General features: G+C 72.4%; 15 protein-coding genes. 11 read left to right on the plus strand and 4 right to left on the minus strand.

Translation table 11 applies throughout. The annotated features are described in order from the left end of the window. The first annotated feature begins 111 nt into the window (after positions 1–111). The 10 genes from NQZ70_RS39215 to NQZ70_RS39260 all read left to right on the plus strand — a co-directional run bounded on the left by NQZ70_RS39215 (position 112) and on the right by NQZ70_RS39260 (position 11510). Positions 112–1464 carry a serine/threonine-protein kinase gene (locus tag NQZ70_RS39215; protein ID WP_129578792.1) on the plus strand — a complete coding sequence of 451 codons (1353 nt, stop codon included), beginning with the start codon at positions 112–114 and terminating at the stop codon, positions 1462–1464. 107 nt (positions 1465–1571) lie between these two features. Further along, positions 1572–2558, plus strand: coding sequence for a MoxR family ATPase (locus NQZ70_RS39220; RefSeq protein WP_129578793.1), 987 nt, complete (start codon positions 1572–1574; stop codon positions 2556–2558). Next, complete coding sequence (locus tag NQZ70_RS39225) at positions 2555–3463, plus strand: DUF58 domain-containing protein (protein WP_129578794.1); 909 nt, start codon at positions 2555–2557, stop codon at positions 3461–3463. The genes NQZ70_RS39220 and NQZ70_RS39225 overlap by 4 nt, the downstream gene beginning before the upstream one ends. After that, a complete protein-coding gene (locus tag NQZ70_RS39230) occupies positions 3460–4713 on the plus strand; it encodes a hypothetical protein (protein ID WP_129578795.1) in 1254 nt (417 codons plus the stop codon). The genes NQZ70_RS39225 and NQZ70_RS39230 overlap by 4 nt, the downstream gene beginning before the upstream one ends. Further along, entirely contained in the window at positions 4710–5855 is a 1146-nt protein-coding gene (locus NQZ70_RS39235; protein ID WP_129578796.1) for a VWA domain-containing protein, read from the plus strand. The genes NQZ70_RS39230 and NQZ70_RS39235 overlap by 4 nt, the downstream gene beginning before the upstream one ends. Beyond that, positions 5852–6994, plus strand: coding sequence for a VWA domain-containing protein (locus NQZ70_RS39240; protein ID WP_129578797.1), 1143 nt, complete (start codon positions 5852–5854; stop codon positions 6992–6994). The genes NQZ70_RS39235 and NQZ70_RS39240 overlap by 4 nt, the downstream gene beginning before the upstream one ends. Beyond that, positions 6981–8081 (plus strand): tetratricopeptide repeat protein, encoded by a 1101-nt coding sequence (locus NQZ70_RS39245; RefSeq protein WP_129578798.1) that lies wholly within the window; start codon positions 6981–6983, stop codon positions 8079–8081. Before NQZ70_RS39240 ends, NQZ70_RS39245 begins: the two co-directional genes overlap by 14 nt. Then, positions 8078–10075, plus strand: a complete 1998-nt coding sequence (locus NQZ70_RS39250; protein WP_129578799.1) for a BatD family protein — start codon at positions 8078–8080, stop codon at positions 10073–10075. Before NQZ70_RS39245 ends, NQZ70_RS39250 begins: the two co-directional genes overlap by 4 nt. After that, positions 10072–10899, plus strand: coding sequence for a hypothetical protein (locus tag NQZ70_RS39255; protein WP_237244448.1), 828 nt, complete (start codon positions 10072–10074; stop codon positions 10897–10899). Before NQZ70_RS39250 ends, NQZ70_RS39255 begins: the two co-directional genes overlap by 4 nt. Before the next feature lie 29 nt (positions 10900–10928). Then, positions 10929–11510 (plus strand): hypothetical protein, encoded by a 582-nt coding sequence (locus NQZ70_RS39260; RefSeq protein ID WP_044986562.1) that lies wholly within the window; start codon positions 10929–10931, stop codon positions 11508–11510. Between the two features lie 55 nt (positions 11511–11565). Here NQZ70_RS39260 and NQZ70_RS39265 read toward each other — a convergent pair whose 3' ends face one another. Next, entirely contained in the window at positions 11566–12129 is a 564-nt protein-coding gene (locus NQZ70_RS39265; RefSeq protein ID WP_129578801.1) for a biopolymer transporter ExbD, read from the minus strand. 727 nt (positions 12130–12856) lie between these two features. Between NQZ70_RS39265 and NQZ70_RS39270 the strand changes: the two genes are divergently transcribed. After that, entirely contained in the window at positions 12857–13726 is an 870-nt protein-coding gene (locus NQZ70_RS39270) for a helix-turn-helix domain-containing protein (protein ID WP_129578802.1), read from the plus strand. 130 nt (positions 13727–13856) lie between these two features. Here the strand turns inward: NQZ70_RS39270 and NQZ70_RS39275 are convergent, their stop codons facing one another. The 3 genes from NQZ70_RS39275 to glf all read right to left on the minus strand — a co-directional run bounded on the left by NQZ70_RS39275 (position 13857) and on the right by glf (position 18171). Continuing rightward, the gene (locus NQZ70_RS39275) at positions 13857–14411 is read right to left on the minus strand and encodes a hypothetical protein (protein ID WP_237244449.1); all 555 of its coding nucleotides are present in this window, start codon (positions 14409–14411) and stop codon (positions 13857–13859) included. A gap of 410 nt (positions 14412–14821) precedes the next feature. Continuing rightward, positions 14822–17053, minus strand: a complete 2232-nt coding sequence (locus tag NQZ70_RS39280) for a family 1 glycosylhydrolase (protein ID WP_129578803.1) — start codon at positions 17051–17053, stop codon at positions 14822–14824. Further along, on the minus strand, positions 17050–18171 hold the full coding sequence (gene glf, locus NQZ70_RS39285; RefSeq protein ID WP_129578804.1) for a UDP-galactopyranose mutase: 1122 nt from the start codon (positions 18169–18171) through the stop codon (positions 17050–17052). The genes NQZ70_RS39280 and glf overlap by 4 nt, the downstream gene beginning before the upstream one ends. Positions 18172–18173 lie beyond the last annotated feature (2 nt).

Raw genomic sequence — 18173 nt, forward strand, 5'->3', positions numbered from 1 at the left:
TGCATCGCCCGAGGCATCGCCCGAGGCATCGCCCGTGAGAGCTTCAGCGTGGTCGGATTCACGACGACACAGGAGTCGCAGGTACGAGCTGTGATAGCGCCCGTCGATCTTGTGCCAGGCCAACTCCTCGGCCGCTATGAGCTGCTGATCGCCATCGCGCAGGGCGGAATGGGCACGGTGTGGGCGGCCCGGGAGCGCGGCGGGGCGGCGGGCGACAAGATCGTGGCAGTCAAGACGATGCTGCCGGCGCTCTCCAGCGATCCGCGCTGCAAGCGCATGTTCCTCACGGAATCTCGCATCGCGGCCCGGATCAAGCACCCGAATGTGTGCGCGATCCTGGATCAGGGTGAGCAGAGCGGGGTGCTCTACTTCGTGATGGAGTGGATCGACGGCGACGCGCTCGTGGCGCTGCAGGGCGGCAGCACCCGCAAGCAGGGCCGGCCGCTCCCCCTGCCCGTCGCGGTGCGGATCGCGATCGAGGCGGCGCGCGGGCTGCACGCGGCCCACGAGCTGCGGGACGAGGACGGCGCGCTGGTCGGGCTCGTGCACCGGGACGTCTCTCCGCACAACATCCTGATCACGCGGGACGGCACGGTCAAAATCGCCGATTTCGGCGTGGCCAAGGCCGTGGCGCAGGCGGACAACCCGACGACCAACACCGGGCACATGAAGGGCAAGATCCTCTTCATGGCGCCCGAGCAGGTCTACAGCGAGCAGCTGGACCGGCGGTCCGACATCTTCGCGCTCGGGATCGTGCTCTATCAGCTGACGACGGGCACGCACCCCTTCGCCGCCAGCCACGACCTCGCGACCATGGCGCGCATCGCGCGGCCCGAGCCGGTCGATCCGCCGAGCTCGCTCGCCCCCGGCTACCCGCCCGCGCTCGAGGCCGCGGTGATGCGCGCGCTCGCCAAGGATCCCGCCGAGCGGTTCGCCACGATGGCCGAGCTCGCGGACGCGCTGGAGGCGGTGAACGCGACGCTCGGCGGCCGCCCCGAGGAGGTCACGGGGTACATCCGCGACGCGCTCGCCGCGCGCACGTCCCGGCGCGCGGTGGTGATCAAGGACGCGCTGCGCGCCGCGGACGGCAGGTCGCGGGGGCGGCCGTCCTCCCGGCTCGATCCGCGCCGCCGCGCCCGCACGATCGCCACCGCGGCGGCGCTCGTCGCCTCGGGCGCGCTGCTCGGGGCGGCGACGCTCCTGTGGATCGGCCTCGGGGAGGGCCCCGCCGCGCAGCAGATCGTCGAGGTGCCCGCGGCGCCGCCCCTCACGGAGGAGCCGCGCCCGCGGTCCGCGGCCGCCGAGCCGCGCGCGCCGGAGCCGCCGCCCGCGCCGGCGCCCTCGACCTCGCCCGCGACGCCGCCGTCCTCCGCCCCCGCTGCGGCCGCGAGCCCGGGCCCTCCGCGCCCGCCGCGCGCGCCCGCCGAGACCGGGCGCGCCAGGTTTCGCGAGCCCGGCTTCTAGCGCCGCGCGCCGCGCGCCGCGCCGCGATGCCCGGCGCCCGCCGAGGAATATTCGGGCGGCCCCGGTTGTCCTCGGGCGGCCGGGCTTGCTATGAGCTCCCACCCGTTATGCACGACGTACGCGCCCTGAACGAGCTGGTCGCCAAAGAGAGCGCCTTCATCGACACCCTGCTGAGCGAGGTTGGCAAGGTCATCGTCGGCCAGACGTACATGATCGAGCGCATCGTCATCGGCCTGCTCACCGGAGGGCACGTGCTCCTCGAGGGCGTCCCGGGCCTCGCCAAGACGCTCACCGTGCGCACGCTCTGCGACGCGATCGACGCGAAATTCTCCCGGATCCAGTTCACGCCGGATCTGCTGCCCGCCGACCTCATCGGCACCGTCATCTACAACCACCAGAAGGGCGACTTCACCTCGAAGCTCGGCCCGATCTTCGCGAACCTCGTGCTCGCCGACGAGATCAACCGCGCCCCGGCCAAGGTGCAGAGCGCGCTCCTCGAGGCGATGCAGGAGCGGCAGGTCACCATCGGGGACACGACCTACCCGCTGCCGAGCCCGTTCGTGGTCATGGCGACGCAGAACCCGATCGAGCAGGAGGGGACCTACCGGCTCCCGGAGGCGCAGGTCGACCGGTTCATGCTCATGGTCAAGGTCGGCTACCCCGCGCGCGCCGAGGAGCGGCAGATCATCGACCGCACGACCGCGGTCATCGAGGGCAAGGCCGCGAAGGTGACGACGCCCGACGAGCTGGTCTCCGCGCGCAAGGTCGTGCGCGACGTGTACATGGATGATCGCGTGAAGGACTACATCGTCGATGTGGTCTTCGCGACCCGCGAGCCCGGGCAGAAGGGGATGCGGGAGCTGAGCAGCCTCATCGAGTACGGGGCGAGCCCGCGCGCCTCGATCGCGCTGGCGCTCGCGGCGCGCGCGCACGCGTTCCTGCGCCACCGCGGCTACGTGACGCCGGAGGACGTGAAGGCGATCGGCCCGGACGTGCTCCGGCACCGCGTCGTCCTGACCTACGAGGCGGAGGCCGAGGAGGTGACGTCCGAGCAGATCGTCCGGCGCGTGTTCGAGGTGGTCGAGGTGCCGTGATCAAGGCCTCCGGCTCGAAGAACCCGCTGCCGCCGGAGCTCCTCAAGCAGCTCCGGCGCATCGAGATCCGGACGCAACGGCTCGCCAACGAGCAGCTCTCCGGCACGTACTCGTCCGTCTTCAAGGGGCAGGGCCTCTCGTTCCGCGAGGTCCGCGCCTACCTGCCCGGCGACGACGTGCGCTGGATCGACTGGAACGTCTCGGCCCGCATGAGCGAGCCGTTCGTGAAGGTGTTCGTCGAGGAGCGCGAGATGACCGTCATGCTGGTCGTCGACGCCTCGCAGAGCGAGCAGTTCGGCACGCGGCGCGCGTCGAAGGCCCGCGTCGCCGCCGAGATCGCGGCGCTCTGCTCGTTCAGCGCCATCAAGAACAACGATCGCGTGGGCCTCGTGCTCGCGACCGAGGCCATCGAGAAGCTCGTTCCGCCCAAGAAGGGGGACAAGCACGTGATGCGCGTCATCCGCGAGATCCTCGGGCACGAGCCGAAGTACACGGGGACCAACCTGAAGCTCGCGCTCGAGACCCTGGTGAAGGTGGCGAAGCGGCGGAGCGTCTGCTTCGTGATCAGCGATTTCTTCGCCACCGGCTTCGAGCGCTCGCTCTCGCTCGCGAGCGCGAAGCACGACGTGATCCCGGTGATGCTGGTCGATCCGCGCGACGAGGAGCTGCCCGACGTGGGGCTCGCGACGTTCGAGGACCTGGAGACCGGCGAGGAGGTCGTGGTGGACACCGGCGACCGGGCGGTGCGCGACCACTACCGCGCCGCCATGCGCAAGCTCCGGAGCGACCGGGACAAGCTCTTCAAGAAGCTCGCGCTCGACGCCGTGGTCGTGAAGACGGGCGAGAGCTTCGTGACGCCGCTGCGCGACCTGTTCGCCAAGCGGGCGCGGAGGCTCAGGCGATGAGGCCGCGCCGCCCCTCGGCCCTCGACGCGGGCGCCGCGCGCCTCGTCGCGTGGTCCGCGCTCGCGGCGGCGCTCGCGTGCGCGGCGCCGGCGCTCGCGCAGCCGGACGCGGGCGCCGCCGGCGGGCCCGCCGCTCGGGACGACGACGCGCCGCCCGCGCCGCCGCCGCTGCCCGCGCCGCCGCCCGCGGCGACGGAGCGCGGCGGGAGCGTGTGGGCCTCGTGCGCGGAGCACGTGCCGCCCGGCGCGACGCGGCCGACGCTCCAGGAGACGTTCCCCAGGAACGGGTTCAGCGGGTACGCGGCGCACCTCGAGATCACGGTCGCGCACGGCAAGGGCGAGACGGTGCTGCCGGAGGGCTTCAAGGTCCAGGGCGACAGCGACGCCGCGCGCGCGCTGGAGAAGGCGGGGTTCATCCTGCCCGAGGCCGACGCGGGCGCGGGGCCGACCAGCGAGACCACGGCGACCGAGGCCGGCGCGACGACGAAGCTGGTCATCCCGTTCGTCCCGCTGCCCAAGGACCCCGGCAGGAGCGTGCTGCAGCTGCCGCCGGTGCCCATCGCCGTCTCCCGCGCGAGCGGGGAGCTCGTCACCGTCTGCACCCGGCCGCACGAGATCGTGGTCGAGGACCCGATCGCCAACGAGCGGGATCCCAAGGTCAAGCCGAACCCGCCGCCGCGGCCGCAGCGGGAGGAGTGGGTGCTCGCGAAGCAGCTCGCGGCGGGCATCCTCATCGGCGCGGCGCTCGGGCTCGTCGTGGCCTGGCTGGTCCGGCGGTGGATGCGCCGGCCCCGCGTGGTGGCCGCCCCGCCGCCCAAGCTGCCGTGGGTCGCCGCGCTCGAGGAGCTCGAGGCGCTCCGGCGCTCGAGCCTGCTCAGCGAGGGCCGGACCGACGAGTACTTCGACCGCGTGAGCGACTGCGTGCGCAAGTACCTCGGCGCGCGCTACGGCTTCGACGGCCTCGAGACGACCAGCGACGAGATGCGCGCGCTGCTCGCGCGGGTGCGCCCGCCCGTGCCGGTGCTGCCGCAGATCGCGCGCTTCCTCGCCGACTGCGACCTCGTGAAGTTCGCGCGCCTCCAGCCGAGCGAGGCCGACTGCCTCGAGGCGATCGAGCGCGGCGAGGTCATCGTGCACCGCACGACCCCGCCGGCGGTGCGGCCCGAAGGGGGCGCCGGGGCCGGAGCCCCGCCCGCCGGCAAGGAGCCGCCGCCCGCTCGCGCGTCCGGCGCGCCCGGGGAGGCGCCGTGAGCCGCGCGAAGCGCGCGGCGCTCGCGATCGGGGCGACGCTTGTCGTCGCCGCGCTCGCGTGCGTCTACCCCTACCTCGCCCGCCGCGACGCGTGGGCGGGCGCGAGCTGGCAGGCGCCGTGGTTCTTGCTCGCGCTCCTCGCGGTGCCGGTCGTCTGGTACTGGGGCATCTTCGCGGAGGACGCGCGCCGGCCGCGGCTCCGGCTCGGCACGGTCGCGCCGCTCGCGAGCGGGCCGCGCGGCCTGCGCAGCCACCTGCGCGACCTGCCGGGCGTGCTCCGCGCCGTGGCGCTCGCGCTCCTCGTCCTGTCGATGGGTCGGCCGGTCAGCGTGCTCCGCGAGCAGCGCACGGACGACAAGGGCATCGACATCGTCGTCGCGCTCGACCTGTCGGGCTCGATGCGCGCGATCCTCGACGCGAAGGCGAGCGATCTGCCCGGCCAGCCGAGGCTGCCGCGCGGCAAGCGGCTGACCCGGCTCGACACGGCCAAGCTCGTCCTCCAGGACTTCATCGGCCGCAGGAAGACCGATCGCCTCGGCGTCGTCGTCTTCGGCAAGGCCGCGTACGTGCTGTCGCCGCCGACGCTCGACTACCACCTCCTGACGCAGATGGTGTCGCAGATGACGCTCAACGTGATCGACGGCAGCGCGACGGCGATCGGCGACGCGCTGGGCACCGCGGTCGCCCGCCTGCGCAGGAGCGACGCGCAGTCGAAGGTCGTCATCCTCCTGACCGATGGCGACTCGAACGCCGGGGCGATCTCGCCCGAGTACGCGACCCACCTCGCGACGTCGCTCGGCGTGAAGGTCTACACGATCCAGATCGGCACCGACGACGAGGTCGAGGTCGAGGACGGCGTCGATCTCTTCGGGCAGCCGCGCTACGTGCGCCACCGCTTCCCGGTGAACCCCGCGCTGCTCCACGAGATCGCGCAGAAGACCGGCGGCGAGTCGTACGTGGCGACCGACGCGAAGGCGCTGGCGGACAGCATGCACGACGTGCTCGACCGGCTGGAGAAGACCCGCTTCGAGGCGTCGAGCGCCGCGTACGAGGATCTCTTCCCGTTCCTGCTCCTGCCCGGCGTGCTCCTGATCGGGCTCGACGCGCTCCTGCGCGCCTGGCTGCTCCGGAGGTTCCCGTGAACTTTGCGGCCCCGTGGTTCCTGCTCGGGACGGCGTTCGCCGCGCTGATCGGCCTCCTGCTCATCCTCGGCGGCTTCGGCGTGGCGCGCGCGATCAAGCGCTTCGGCGACGAGGATCGCGTGAAGGCGCTCACCACCGCCGATCCGTCGAAGCGCCGCGCCTGGAAGGGCGTCCTCCTCGTGCTCGCGACGGCGCTCGCGTTCGTGGCCGCGGCGCGGCCTCAGTACGGCAAGGGCACGCGGCTCGTGCCGGCGACGAACGTCGACGTGGTGGTCGTGCTCGACTACTCGAAGAGCATGTACGCGCGCGACGTCGAGCCGTCGCGCATCTTCCGGGCGAAGGTCGAGGTCGCCCGCCTCATCAAGGATCTCGAGGGCGCGCGCTTCGGCGCGGTCGCGTTCGCCGGCGAGCCGATGGGCTTCCCGCTCACGGCCGACGGCGCCGCGATCGCTCAATTTTTCCGCCAGCTCGACCCGAACGACATGCCGATCGGCGGCACCGCGATCGCGCGCGCGCTCGACCAGGCGAACGACCTCCTGAAGCGGGATCCGAAGTCCGCCGAGCACAAGCGGATCATCCTGCTCGTCACCGACGGCGAGGACCTCGAGGGCTACCCGCTGAGCGTCGCCCAGGCGATCGGCGCCCAGGGCACGACGATCCACGTCGTGCAGATCGGCGGGCGCACGCCGGAGCCGCTCCCGGAGATCGGCCCGGACGGCCGCATCGTCGGGTGGCGGACCGATCGCCAGGGCAAGCCGCTCACGACCGAGCTGTCGCTGTCGGGCGAGCAGCAGCTCGCGTCGATCGCGCAGGCCACGCCGGGAGGGCAGATCATCCGCGCGGAGAAGGGGACCACGGGCATCGAGACGATCGCCGCGGAGCTCAGGCGGCAGATGAAGAGCGAGTTCTCGGAGCGGGTCGAGACGGTCTATGCGGACGTCTACTTCTACCCCCTCGGCCTCGCGATCCTGCTCCTCATCGCCGAGGTGTTCCTCAAGGACGCGCCGCGCCGGCGCTTCGTCGCGACGCGGCCCGAGGTCGCGCCGAAGCGCGCCGCGCTGCTGAAGGCGCGCCCGCGCGGCGCCGCGGCGGGGACGGCGGCGGAGGGCAGCGCGGGAGGGCAGCATGCCGCGTCGTGATCGCAAGCGGGCCGATGCGCCGCGCCGGGATCGCCGGCGGGCGGCGCTCTCCGGGTACTTCGCGCGCCACGGGCGCTTCATCGCGATCGGGCTCGCCGCCGCGTGCCTCACCGGCGCCGCGTTCTCGGCGGCGACGGGCTGCAGCGGGTGGGATCCGACGTCCCCGTTCGAGCGGAACGCGCCCGCGGTCGATCAGGCGATCCGCGAGCTCGACGCGGGCAACTTCGAGTCGGCCGAGCAGGCGCTCGCGAGCTACCTGGGGACGGGCCCGTGCACCGACGCCGGCATCGGGCTGCCCGACGCCGTGCGCCAGAAGCCGAACGGCTCGTTCGATCTCGGGCTGACGCTGTTCCACCTGGCCGAGCGCTACGGCCACCGGTTCGGCGACGAGGAGCTCGCGGACGGCGGGCCGGAGCAGGAGCAGAACGACGCGCTGCGCGGGATCGAGATCGACTGCGCGCTGATCCTGGTGAAGGCGATCGGCGCCGACCCGAGCGTGCCGGCCGACCTGCGGGCGCGCGCCCGCTACCTCGCGGGCAACCTCGAGTTCTTGCGGCGCAAGTACGAGGACGCCGTGACGTATTACGACCAGGCGCTCGCCATCATCCCCGGCATCTTCGAGGAGGCGGGGGGCGACGGCGTCGGCCGGGACGCGGCCTGGAACCGGGCCATCGCCCTGCGACGGATCCAGGAGCAGCAGGACGCCGCGCCGCCGGACGCCGAGCCGGACGCCGAGCCCGACGCGCCGCCGGACGCCGAGCCCGACGCAGGCGACGACGGCGGCGACCAGGACGCGGGCGACGACGGCGGCGACCAGGACGCGGGCGACGACGGCGGCGACCAGGACGCGGGCGACGACGGCGGCGACCAGGACCAGAGCCCGGACGCCGGCCCGCAGGATCAGCCGCCCGACGCGGGCCCGCAGGATCAGCCCGAGCCGCCGCGCGAGCAGCCCCAGGAGCAGCCGCCCACCGGGCGGCAGGACGATCGCATCCTCGACCAGCTCGAGGAGGCGCCGACGTACCAGGAGCAGGAAGCGAAGAGCAAGGCCGGGATGCGCCGCGGCCGCGCGATGGAGGACAAGTGACGCGCCCGCCGCGCTCCCCTGCCCCGCTCGCGATCGCCGCGCGCTTCCCTGCCCCGCTCGCGATCGCCGCCCCGCGCCTCGCGCCGCTCGCGACGGCGCTGCTCTTCGCGCTGCTCGCGCTGCTCGCCCCGCTCCGCGCGCGCGCCCAGCAGCCGGAGCTCTCGTCGCGCGCGAGCTCCACCGAGGTCGAGGTCGGCGAGCCGTTCACGGTCGAGGTCAAGGCGCTCATCGAGCGCGGCGGCGGCATGCCGTCCGACCCCGAGCTGCGCGTCCCGCCCGACCTCTCCATCGTCTCCGGCCCGAGCATCGGGACGCAGATGAAGACGCAGCTGAGCGGCGGCGTCATGACCACGCAGCTCGGGATCAGCGCGACGTGGCAGATCGTCGCGGACAAGCCCGGCCGCTACACGATCCCGGGGCCGACGATCGCGTGGAACGGCAAGCGCCTGACGGCGGCGCCGATCCTGATCAAGGTCGTGCCCGCGAGCGGGCGGCCGCGCCGGCCGAACAACCCGTTCCTGTTGCCCGGCGGCCCGATGCCGGGCTTTCCCTGGCCGTTCGGCGGCCCGGGCAGCCTCCTGGACGACGACGACGCGGTCGAGGACGAGCCCGAGGACCAGGCGCCGGAGCTCGCGATGCCGAGCGAGCCCGACCCGATCGTGTTCCTCCGCGCCATCCCCGACAAGACGACCGCCGTGGTCGGCGAGCAGGTCACCGTCTCGTTCTACCTCTACTTCCGCGAGAACGCGGAGATGAGCGAGCCCCGCGCCGCGCCCGCCGCGGACTTCCTCCGCCACCCGCTCCTCGAGGACCCGCGCCACGAGCGGCCGGTGTACACGCGGGTCGGCGGGTACCGCTACGCGGCCCGCCTCGTCGACAAGCTCGCGCTGTTCCCGCTGAAGGCGGGCGAGCTGCACACCGGCAGCATGCAGGCGCGCATCACGGGGCGGCGGATCGGCGCGCGCGTGCTGCGCGAGTCGAACGACGTGGTCGTCCGCGTCACGGAGCCGCCGCTCGCCGGCCGCCCGTCCGGCTACGTCCTCGGCGACGTCGGCCAGTTCACGCTCAAGGCGACGGTGCAGCCGCGCCAGATCGAGCAGGGCGGCTCGGTGGCCGTCACCGTGCAGGTCGCGGGCACCGGCAACTTCCCGCAGTCGCTCCGGGTGCCGGAGCGGACCGGCCTCGAGTGGCTCGATCCGGAGAAGCGCGAGTCGATCGAGCCGCGCGGCGGCGCGATCGGCGGCTTCCGGTCGTTCGGCTACGTCGTCCGCATCCAGGAGAGCGGCGCCGTGGATCTCGGGAAGATCGAGCTCCCCTACTGGAATCCGGCGCAGAAGCGCTACGTGGTCGAGAGCGCCGAGCTCGGCGTCGTCCAGGTGACCCCGGTCGCGCCGCCGGCGGCGTCCGCGCCGTCGTCCAGGGCGGCCGGCGCCGCGGACGGCGCCGCCGGCCGCGCCGAGCCGTTCGCCGGGATGCCCGGGCTGCGCGCGTCGCTCGGCCCGTACTCCCCGCCCGCGACGCTGCCCCTCGACGGGGCGCCGTTCTGGCTGCTCCTGGCCGCGCCGCCGCTGGCCGTCACGCTGTTCGGCGCGGGAGCTCGCCTTGCGCGCCGGGCGCGCGAGCGCCGCGCGGCGGGCGCCTCCTCGCCCGCCCGGCTCGCGGCGGTCGCGCTGCGCGAGGCGGAGGAGGCCGCCGCACAGGGCGACCTCGGGGCGACGGCCGCGGCGATCGAGCGCGCCGTGCACCGGGCGATCGAGTCCGCGACGGGCCTCCGCTCGCGCGGCGTCCTGCTGGCGGCGCTGCCGGGCGAGCTCGGCGAGCGCGGCGTCCCCGACGCGCTCTCGGCGCGCGCCTGCGAGGCGCTGGCCGCGTGCGAGGCGATCCGGTTCGAGCCGGCCGCGCGCGGCGGCAGCGCCGGCGCGGCGGCCGCCGCGGCGCTCGTCGAGGAGGGCCGCGCCGTCCTCACCGAGCTCGCCCGATGGAAGCCGACGTGAGCCGCCGAACGAGGCGCCCCCTCGCGGCCGCGCTCGCCCTCGCCGCGTGCCTCGCGTCGGCGCTGCCCGCGCGCGCGCAGCCGGCCGAGCCGCCCGAGGCGCTGTTCCAGCAGGGCACGGCGGCGCTCGGCCGCGGGGAGTACGGCGCGGCGATCGACACGTTCGAGCTGCTCGCCGACCGCGGCTTCGTGCACCCGGACGCGAGCTACAACCGCGGCCTCGCCTACGTCACGCGCGTCCGCGAGGGCGCCGATCGCCCCGGCGATCTGGGCCGGGCGGCGGCCGCCTTCGAGGAGGCGCTGCGGCTCCGCCCGGGCGACGCGGACGCGGATCGCGCGCTCGACCTCGTGCGCGCCGAGATCACCCGCCGGCGCTCGCGCCGCGCCGCGGACGCGGTCGACGCGCGCCCCACGCTCGACCGGGTCGTCGTCGGCCTCGCCTCGGAGCGCACCTGGGCGGCGGCAGCGCTCCTCGCGTCGCTCCTGCTCTCGCTGGGCGTGGTCCTGCGGCGCCGCCCGGCCGGCCCCGCGCACGTCGCGGGCAGCGTCCTCGCGCCGACCGCGCTCGTCGCGCTGCTCGCGCTGGTGCCGCTCACCTATGCGGCGCGGCACCTCCGCCTCACGACCCGGGCGGGCGTCGTGGTCGTGCCCGAGGTGCGGCTGCTCGACGAGGGCGGGCGCGCGCTGGCCGCCGCGGCGCAGAGCCCGATCCCGGAGGGAGCGTCGGTCGAGGTCGGCAGGAGATCGGGCGGGCTGGCGGAGGTCCGCTGGGGCGCGGCGGAGGGGTGGGTTCCGGCGTCGAGCATCCGGCTCCTCGCTCCATGAGCCGCGCCATCGTGTGCTAGGTTGTCCGCGTGTGGGTACGCCGCGCAGCCATTCGCCCCGTCCCCTCGTACGCTCAGGTGCCTGCGCGCGTCCTGTCCGAGATCGAGGATCAGCTCGCCGAGGATGACGACGACTCGCGCAAGCAGCTCGACGACGCGTTCACGCGCTTCGAGCAGACGCAGCCCGCGCTGGCCGACCGGATCTCCTCGGTGCTCTCCGGCCCGCTCGACGAGACGGCGCTCGCCCTCGGCTACTTCCTGACGCTGGCGATCTGGCTCGCCTTCGACGAGCTGTTCGGGCAGGACCTCGAGGAGGTCACCGAGACGGCGCTCACCGGCGTCGAGGAGTCGCTGAACCTGGACGAGCAGATCCGCCTCCACGACCCCGCGGAGGCGGTCGACTCGGACGACGTGATCGCGATGGAGCAGCCCGACGTCCTCGCGTTCGTGCAGGAGCACCTCGACGCGGCCCTCGAGGCGAACGCGCACGAGGTCGACGTCGACGACGTCCACGCGATCTACCGGGTGGTGCTGATCGAGGTGCTGGCGCTGAGCTACGCGGTGCGGCCGCCCTCGAACTGGGTGGCGCTCACGACGGAGTTCACGGCGTAGCGCCACTTGCCCGCCCCGCGCCGAGGACACCCTCGCCGGGGGCCTACGGTGGAGATCAGCGCGCGGAGAAGGTGGCGAGGAACGCGGGCATCTCGACGCTGCGGCCGTCGTCGAGGAGGACCGTGCGGCGCGGGGCGTTGATGGCGTCGAGCACGGCGACGAGCTCGCGGAACGGCGTCTTGTCGTCGCTGTGGAGCACGGCCTGATCGGCGCGGCGGTCGCTCGGGGCGCGGTGCTCGCCGCCCCGCTCCCACTCGCGCTGGATGGCGTCGCTGAGCTCTCGATAACGGATCGCGCTGACCCCCGCCGCGCCGATCTCGACAGCATGCTTGGGGACGCTCACCTCGCTCAGGACGGTCGCCCCCTGCTTCCACACGAGGTTGAACCTGTCCTCGCCGACGTGGACGTGCATCGTCTTGAGAGGCTCCTTCTGGCACTCCTCGCCGCACCCGGCGGCGGCAGGGGCCTCTGCGCTGGTCTTGAGACGCGAGCTCGAGACCCACACGGCGGTGATCAGGAGAAAGGCGATGGTCACCATCAGGAGATCGATGAACGGAATCATGTTGATATCGCTGTTCCTCGCCCGCCTCTCGCCACCGCCCACGTCGACGCCCGCCATGGCTGCCTCCTTGTGTGTTCGTGCCGTCGCGATGTGCGCTCGTGAGCCGCGAAGCGCCCCGGCTCCGCAACCGCGCTGCGACGTGGGGAACAGAGGACGGCGCGCCCTGAATGTTCCTGGAACGCACCGGGCCGAGCGGCGCATCCGTGCGGAGATACAGCAACGGACAACCGCGGAGAGGCACAGACACGCCAGGCCACCCCGCATCGCCTCCGACAGCCGCCCCCCGGGAGGACGGACGATCGCGGGCGCGCTCGTTGCGCCGTCCACTATTTCGGAGGCGCATCATTTTGCCGCCTCTGCAAATACAGCGCAACGCGTCATGCCTGGACCCTCGAACCGGGCGGCGTCTCAGGAAATTTTACAGAAACAACGCAAATTATCGCTGAATTCGCGGCTTCTTCGCCGACACGGCGGGCTACCGATGAGATTGCCCGATGGCGTCATCACCGCGACGCACCGTGCCGTCGTCGGCGCGTCATGACCGAGCTGTCCCTTGACAAACAATCCGTTATAACGGATGATAGGTCTACGGGTTGGAGGTAAGTCGGATGCGCCCCCAGAGTGCTCAAGTGATCGACTTGGAAGAGTACCGGCAACAGCGGCGGGTGGCTCGGAGCGAACGCGCGCTCGAGAACGACACGATGGCGTCGGGTAGCTCGTTGACCATGCCGGTCGCCCTCTGGTGGTTCCCCGTGTGGACGTGGATGCCGGTCTGGCAGCTGCGATGAAATCGGTCCGCCAGAACACGCCGCGCGCCCCGCTAGGGCTGATCGCCGGCGAGCGGTTCGAAGCCTCGTCGTCCGGGACGGGCTTCAAGAACGGGGTTGAAGCGCCCGCCGAGCCTGCGGAGAGCACCTCACCGCTCGCCGGGCCGCGCTCGCATCGCCGGCCGGACGACGCCGCCGACTTCGCGAGCGCCAACGCGAGCCGCGCGAGGGGGAACGGAGCGCCGAAGGAGCCGCCGCAGCGGGACGTGGACGAGACGTCCGACGAGGCCTGGGGCTACGAGATGGCCCCGCAGGACTCGTCCTCGGCGCTCACCGGCATCGTCGGCGCCAACCTGCGCCGCCTCCGGACCAAGCGCGGGCTCTCCCTCGAGCGGCTGGCGAAGGCGTCGAGCGTGAGCCGGGCGATGCTCAGCCAGATCGAGCTCGGCCAGAGCACGCCGACGATCAACGTGCTCTGGAAGATCGCCCGGGCGCTGGGCGTGCCGTTCTCGGCGCTGATCAGCGATCAGTCGATCGGCGGCACGGCGCTCATCCCGGCCGCGCGCGCCAAGGTGCTCACGTCGCACGACGGCTCGTTCACCTCGCGCGCGCTGTTCCCGTTCGATGTGCCGAGGACCGTCGAGTTCTACGAGCTCAAGCTCGCTCCCCTCGCCACCGAGCAAGCGGATCCGCACCCGCCGGGCACGCTCGAGAACCTCGTGGTGACGGCGGGAACGCTGGAGATGATCGTCGGCGCCGAGCGCCACCTGCTCGCGACGGGCGACGCGATCCTGTTCGAGGCCGACGTGCCCCACCAGTACAGGAACCCCACCAAGCAGGAAGTCATCATGTACCTGGTGATGACGTACGTCGAAAAGACCGGCTGACGAGAGCGAGCCGCCAGGGGGCCAGGAGCGCCGGGAGAAGAAGGGTCTCCTGGCGCTTCAGGAGTCCTGTCCATCGGTTCGTGCTTGCCCGGCGCCGGAGAGCGTCAGGCGCTGCGCCAGGGGCGCGCGATCATCGGTTCATGCTGGCGACGTTCGAGCCGCCCATGTTGCTCGTGCCGCTCGCGCCAGAGCCCATGCTCATGCCGGTGCCCATGCACATCATCATCGGCATGTTGCCGCACATCAGCATCATCGGCATGCCCATGCCCATCATCTTCATCATGGCATCACAGCGCTGGCGCAGCATGTCCATGTTCATGCCCTCCATGGGCATCACCTTGCAAACCATCCCCTCCTTATCCATCTCACAGGTCATCCGCGCCATCATCGGCATCTGACCCATCATCTGGGGCATCATCCCCATCATCTGGGGCATCATCCCCATCATCTGAGGCATCATCATCTGGGGCATCATCCCCATCATCTGAGGCATCATCCCCATCATCTGGGGCATCATCCCCATCATCTGGGGCATCATCCCCATCATCTGAGGCATCATCATCTGGGGCATCATCCCCATCATCTGAGGCATCATCTGAGGCATCATCATCTGAGGCATCATCCCCGCCATCTGAGGCATCATCCCCATCGACCCCGTCATCGGCATGCTCATCATCGGCATCATGGCGTTTCCTCCGCGATTTCGTGGTTACGTCTGCGTTCTAGGCTAGGCGCCGGCGAAGGTGGGAGCAAGCAACGCCACCGGTCCGCTCGACTTTTCCTCCGGTGGAGCAGACGTGTTGACGCCCTCGACAGATGCCGCGCCAATGGAACAGAGAGTCATCTGTCGACGCCAGACGCCCGGGCACACGAGCGCTGAAGAGATCGAGGCCGCAAGGCAAGCTCATCCGTGGCGCCTCGCACCGATCGATGGCCGTCGAGCGCTGGACACGCGCTCACCGCACGGGAAAACGCGGAGAGCCAATGCCGGCTCCTCACTATCCGACCCAAGGTGGTCGCGGACACGGTTCCGCTTTCGCCCGACGACCCACGGCGCCTGTCACCGACGGCGGGATCCCGACCTTTCGTCCCGGCTCAAGCGGCCTGGCGGCCGAGCTGGGGCTCGGCCGCGGTCGAGAGGTATCGCGCGAGCGCGTCGTCGAGCGCGGGGAGCAGGAGCCCCCGCCGGCTGCCCAGCGCGCTGTACCGCGGGCGCGCCGCGACGAAGCCGAGCGCGCTGCCCGGGCAGCGGACGAGGAGCGCCGCGGGAAGGCGCGCCAGCGCGGCGCTCCGCGCGGCGAGCTCAGCCCACGTCACCGCGTCGCGGTTCGACAGATGCCAGAGGCCGCCCTCGCCGTCGATCAGGAGATCGAGGGTCGCGTCGACGAGATCGGGTGTGTAGGTCGGCGTCACGATCAGGTCCTCGGCCGCGCTGAAGGGGCGGCCGTCGCGAAACGCGCGCAGGGCGGCGGCGACGAAATGGGCCTCGTCCCACGGGTCGATGAAGGCCGCCGTGCGCACCACCAGCGCCGTCGGGAGGATCGAGAGCACCTGTCGCTCGGCAGCGGCCTTGCTCCGCCCGTACGCGCTGAGCGGCCGCGCCGGGTCGGTCTCCACATAGGGTGTCGTGCCCGTGCCGTCGAAGACCTGATCGGAGGAGAACGTGACGAGCCGGACGCCGCGCTCGCGGCACGCCGCCGCGAGCACCGCGGGCCCGGAGGCGTTCTCGCGCGCGCAGCGGTCAGGCTCGATCTCCGCGTCGTCCACGCGCTCATAGCCCGCGGTGTTGACGACCGCCCACGGCGCGTGGCGCTCGAGGGCGCGCTCGACCGACGCGGGATCGGCGATGTCCATCTCGGCGCGGCGCAGCACGCGGTGCGGCAGCCCTCGGCGGGCGCACAGGCGCGCAAACGCCCTGCCGAGCATGCCCGCGGCGCCGGCGATCACGATCGGCCGCCCCTCGGGCTGCGCCGTCGGGCCGCCGGACGGCTCGACGCTCCCCGCGCCGTCGCGCTCCTCCACGCTGACCGCCGGATAGAGCAGCCGCTCCGGGCGGCGCCACCACCCCGGCGCCGAGAGCACCGGGTGGAAGAAGGGCTCGCCGCGCGCGAGCGCCCGGACGAGCCCGGCGAGCGCGGTCGGACGCGGCGCCTCGCCGCGGACGTCGAAGATGCCCGGCTCGTAGCGCCCGCGCGCGCTCATCACGAGGCTGTCCCAGTCGAACGAGCCGAGCAGCGCCCACACGGTCATCGCCCGCACGTCCGCGCCCGCCGCGCGCGCGGCCACCGCCGCGCGGTGCGCCTCGGCCAGCCAGCGGAGCTGCTCCTCGCGCGAGCCGCCCAGGTGCGCCTCCGTGATCGCGACAGGCCGCCGGTAACGCTCCCAGACCTCCAGGAGGCGCGGGAGATGCCCGCCCACGCCGCCGGCGAGCACGCGGACGGCCTCGACGTCGGCGTAGGCGTGCCGGCCGTTGCCGCCGTGCGCCCCCGGCGGATAGCGCTCGAGGCGCTCGTCGATGAACCGCTCGCTCGTGATGTAGTGATTGACGCCGAGGATGTCCGGAGGACACGGCGACGCGACGAGCGCCTCGAGCTCGCCTTCGGACACGCCCCACTCGAGGAGCTGGGGATAGAGCGGGTGATCCCGGTCCACTCGCCCCGTGAGCAAATCGAAGCTCAACCACCTGCGGTGATTCTCGTGCTGCGCCTGGTACGCGAGCAGCGGCGTGCTGAACGTCCGCCCGAGATCCTCTGTCTGCACGAGGCGCGCGCGCGGGGTGATCTCGCGGACGGCGCGCATGGCCGCGGCGATCGCGCGGCACTGCGTGAGGAGCGCGCGGAGGAAGGCGCGGCCATCCTGCCCGTGCGGGTACCAGTGGCCATAGAGGCCGGAGAAGCGCGCCGTGGTGAGCGGCTCGTTCACCGGCGTGTAGTCCTCGATCCACGGGTAGCGCTCGGCCACCGCGCGGGCGAAGCGCGCGAGCCCCTCGACGAAGCTCGGGTCGAGGAGGCTCGTCCGGGGTGGCCCGCTGCCGTGGTGGACGAGCCCCACGATCGGCCGCACGCCGAGGTCGCGCAGCCTCCCGAGGCGCGCGTCGGCCCACGCGAAGCGCGCGCGGCCGTCCGGCGCCGTGCGCTCCCAGAGCACGGGGTACCGCAGCGCCCGGATCCCGAGCTCGGCGAAGCGGTCGAGGTCGTCGAGCCGGCGCGCGTGGCCGCTCCAAACGAGCTGATCGTGGTACGCGTCGCGGACGCGGTTCACCGTGCACTCGACGCCGCCCCAGAGCTCGATCGCCGGCTCGCCGCCCTCGCCGGCCGGCCCGATCACGCCACCTCCGCGAGGGGCCGAGTGCCAGGCGCGCCCGTCAGCTTCGCGTAGAGGGTGAGGGCCTGGGCGACGACCTGATCCATGTTGTAGTAGCGGTACGTGCCGAGCCGGCCGGCGAAGTGGACGCCGCGCGTCGACCGGGCGAGCTCCTCGTACTTCCGGTAGAGCGCCGCGTTCTCCGGCCGCGGCACGGGGTAGTACGGGTCGCCGTCGCCCTTCGGGAACTCGTAGACGATCGTGGTCCGCGGGTGCGCCTGGCCGGTGAGGTACTTGAACTCGGTGACCCGGGTGTAGCTGTACTCGTTCGGGTAGTTGATGACCGGCGCCGCCTGGTACACCTCCTGGTCCTTGGTCTCGAACTTGAATTCGAGCGAGCGGTAGGGCAGCTTCCCGAAGCGGTAATCGAAATAGGCGTCGACCGGGCCCGTATAGATGACCTCGCGGTGCGGGACGACAGCGCAGATCTCGCGGTAATCCGTGTTGAGCAGGATCTTGATGCCCGGGTGGTCGACCATCCGCTCGAACATCCGCGTGAACCCGTGGAGCGGCATCGCCTGGTAGGTGTCGGCGAAGTAGCGGTCGTCCCGGTTCGTTCGCACCGGGACGCGCGCCGTCACCGAGGCGTCGAGCTCCGACGGGTCGAGCCCCCATTGCTTGCGCGTGTAGCTGCGGAAGAATTTCTCGTAGAGCTCGCGCCCCACCTTGCTGACGATCACGTCCTCCGAGGTGCGGATGCGCTCGCGCCGCTCGGCCCTCGAGGCGAGGAAGCCCTCGACCTCCAGCGCGTTGAGGCTCAGGCCGTAGAGGCCGTTGATCGTGTCGAGGTTGATCGGGATCGGCAGGAGCTGACCGTCGACCCAGGCGCGCACGCGGTGCTGGTAAGGGCGCCACTCGGTGAACTGCGACAGGTAATCGAAGACCTCCCGCGAGTTCGTGTGGAAGATGTGCGGCCCGTACCTGTGCACGAGGATGCCGGCGGCGTCGTAATGGTCGTACGCATTCCCGCCGATGTGCATGCGCGCGTCGCAGAGGAGCACCTTCTTCCCCGCGCCGCGGGCGAGCCGCTCGGCGAGGACGCACCCGGCGAAGCCGGCGCCGACGATGAGGTAATCGAACATGG

The sequence above is a fragment of the Sorangium sp. So ce836 genome, assembly GCF_028553905.1.
Taxonomy (GTDB): domain Bacteria; phylum Myxococcota_A; class Polyangia; order Polyangiales; family Polyangiaceae; genus Sorangium; species Sorangium cellulosum_D.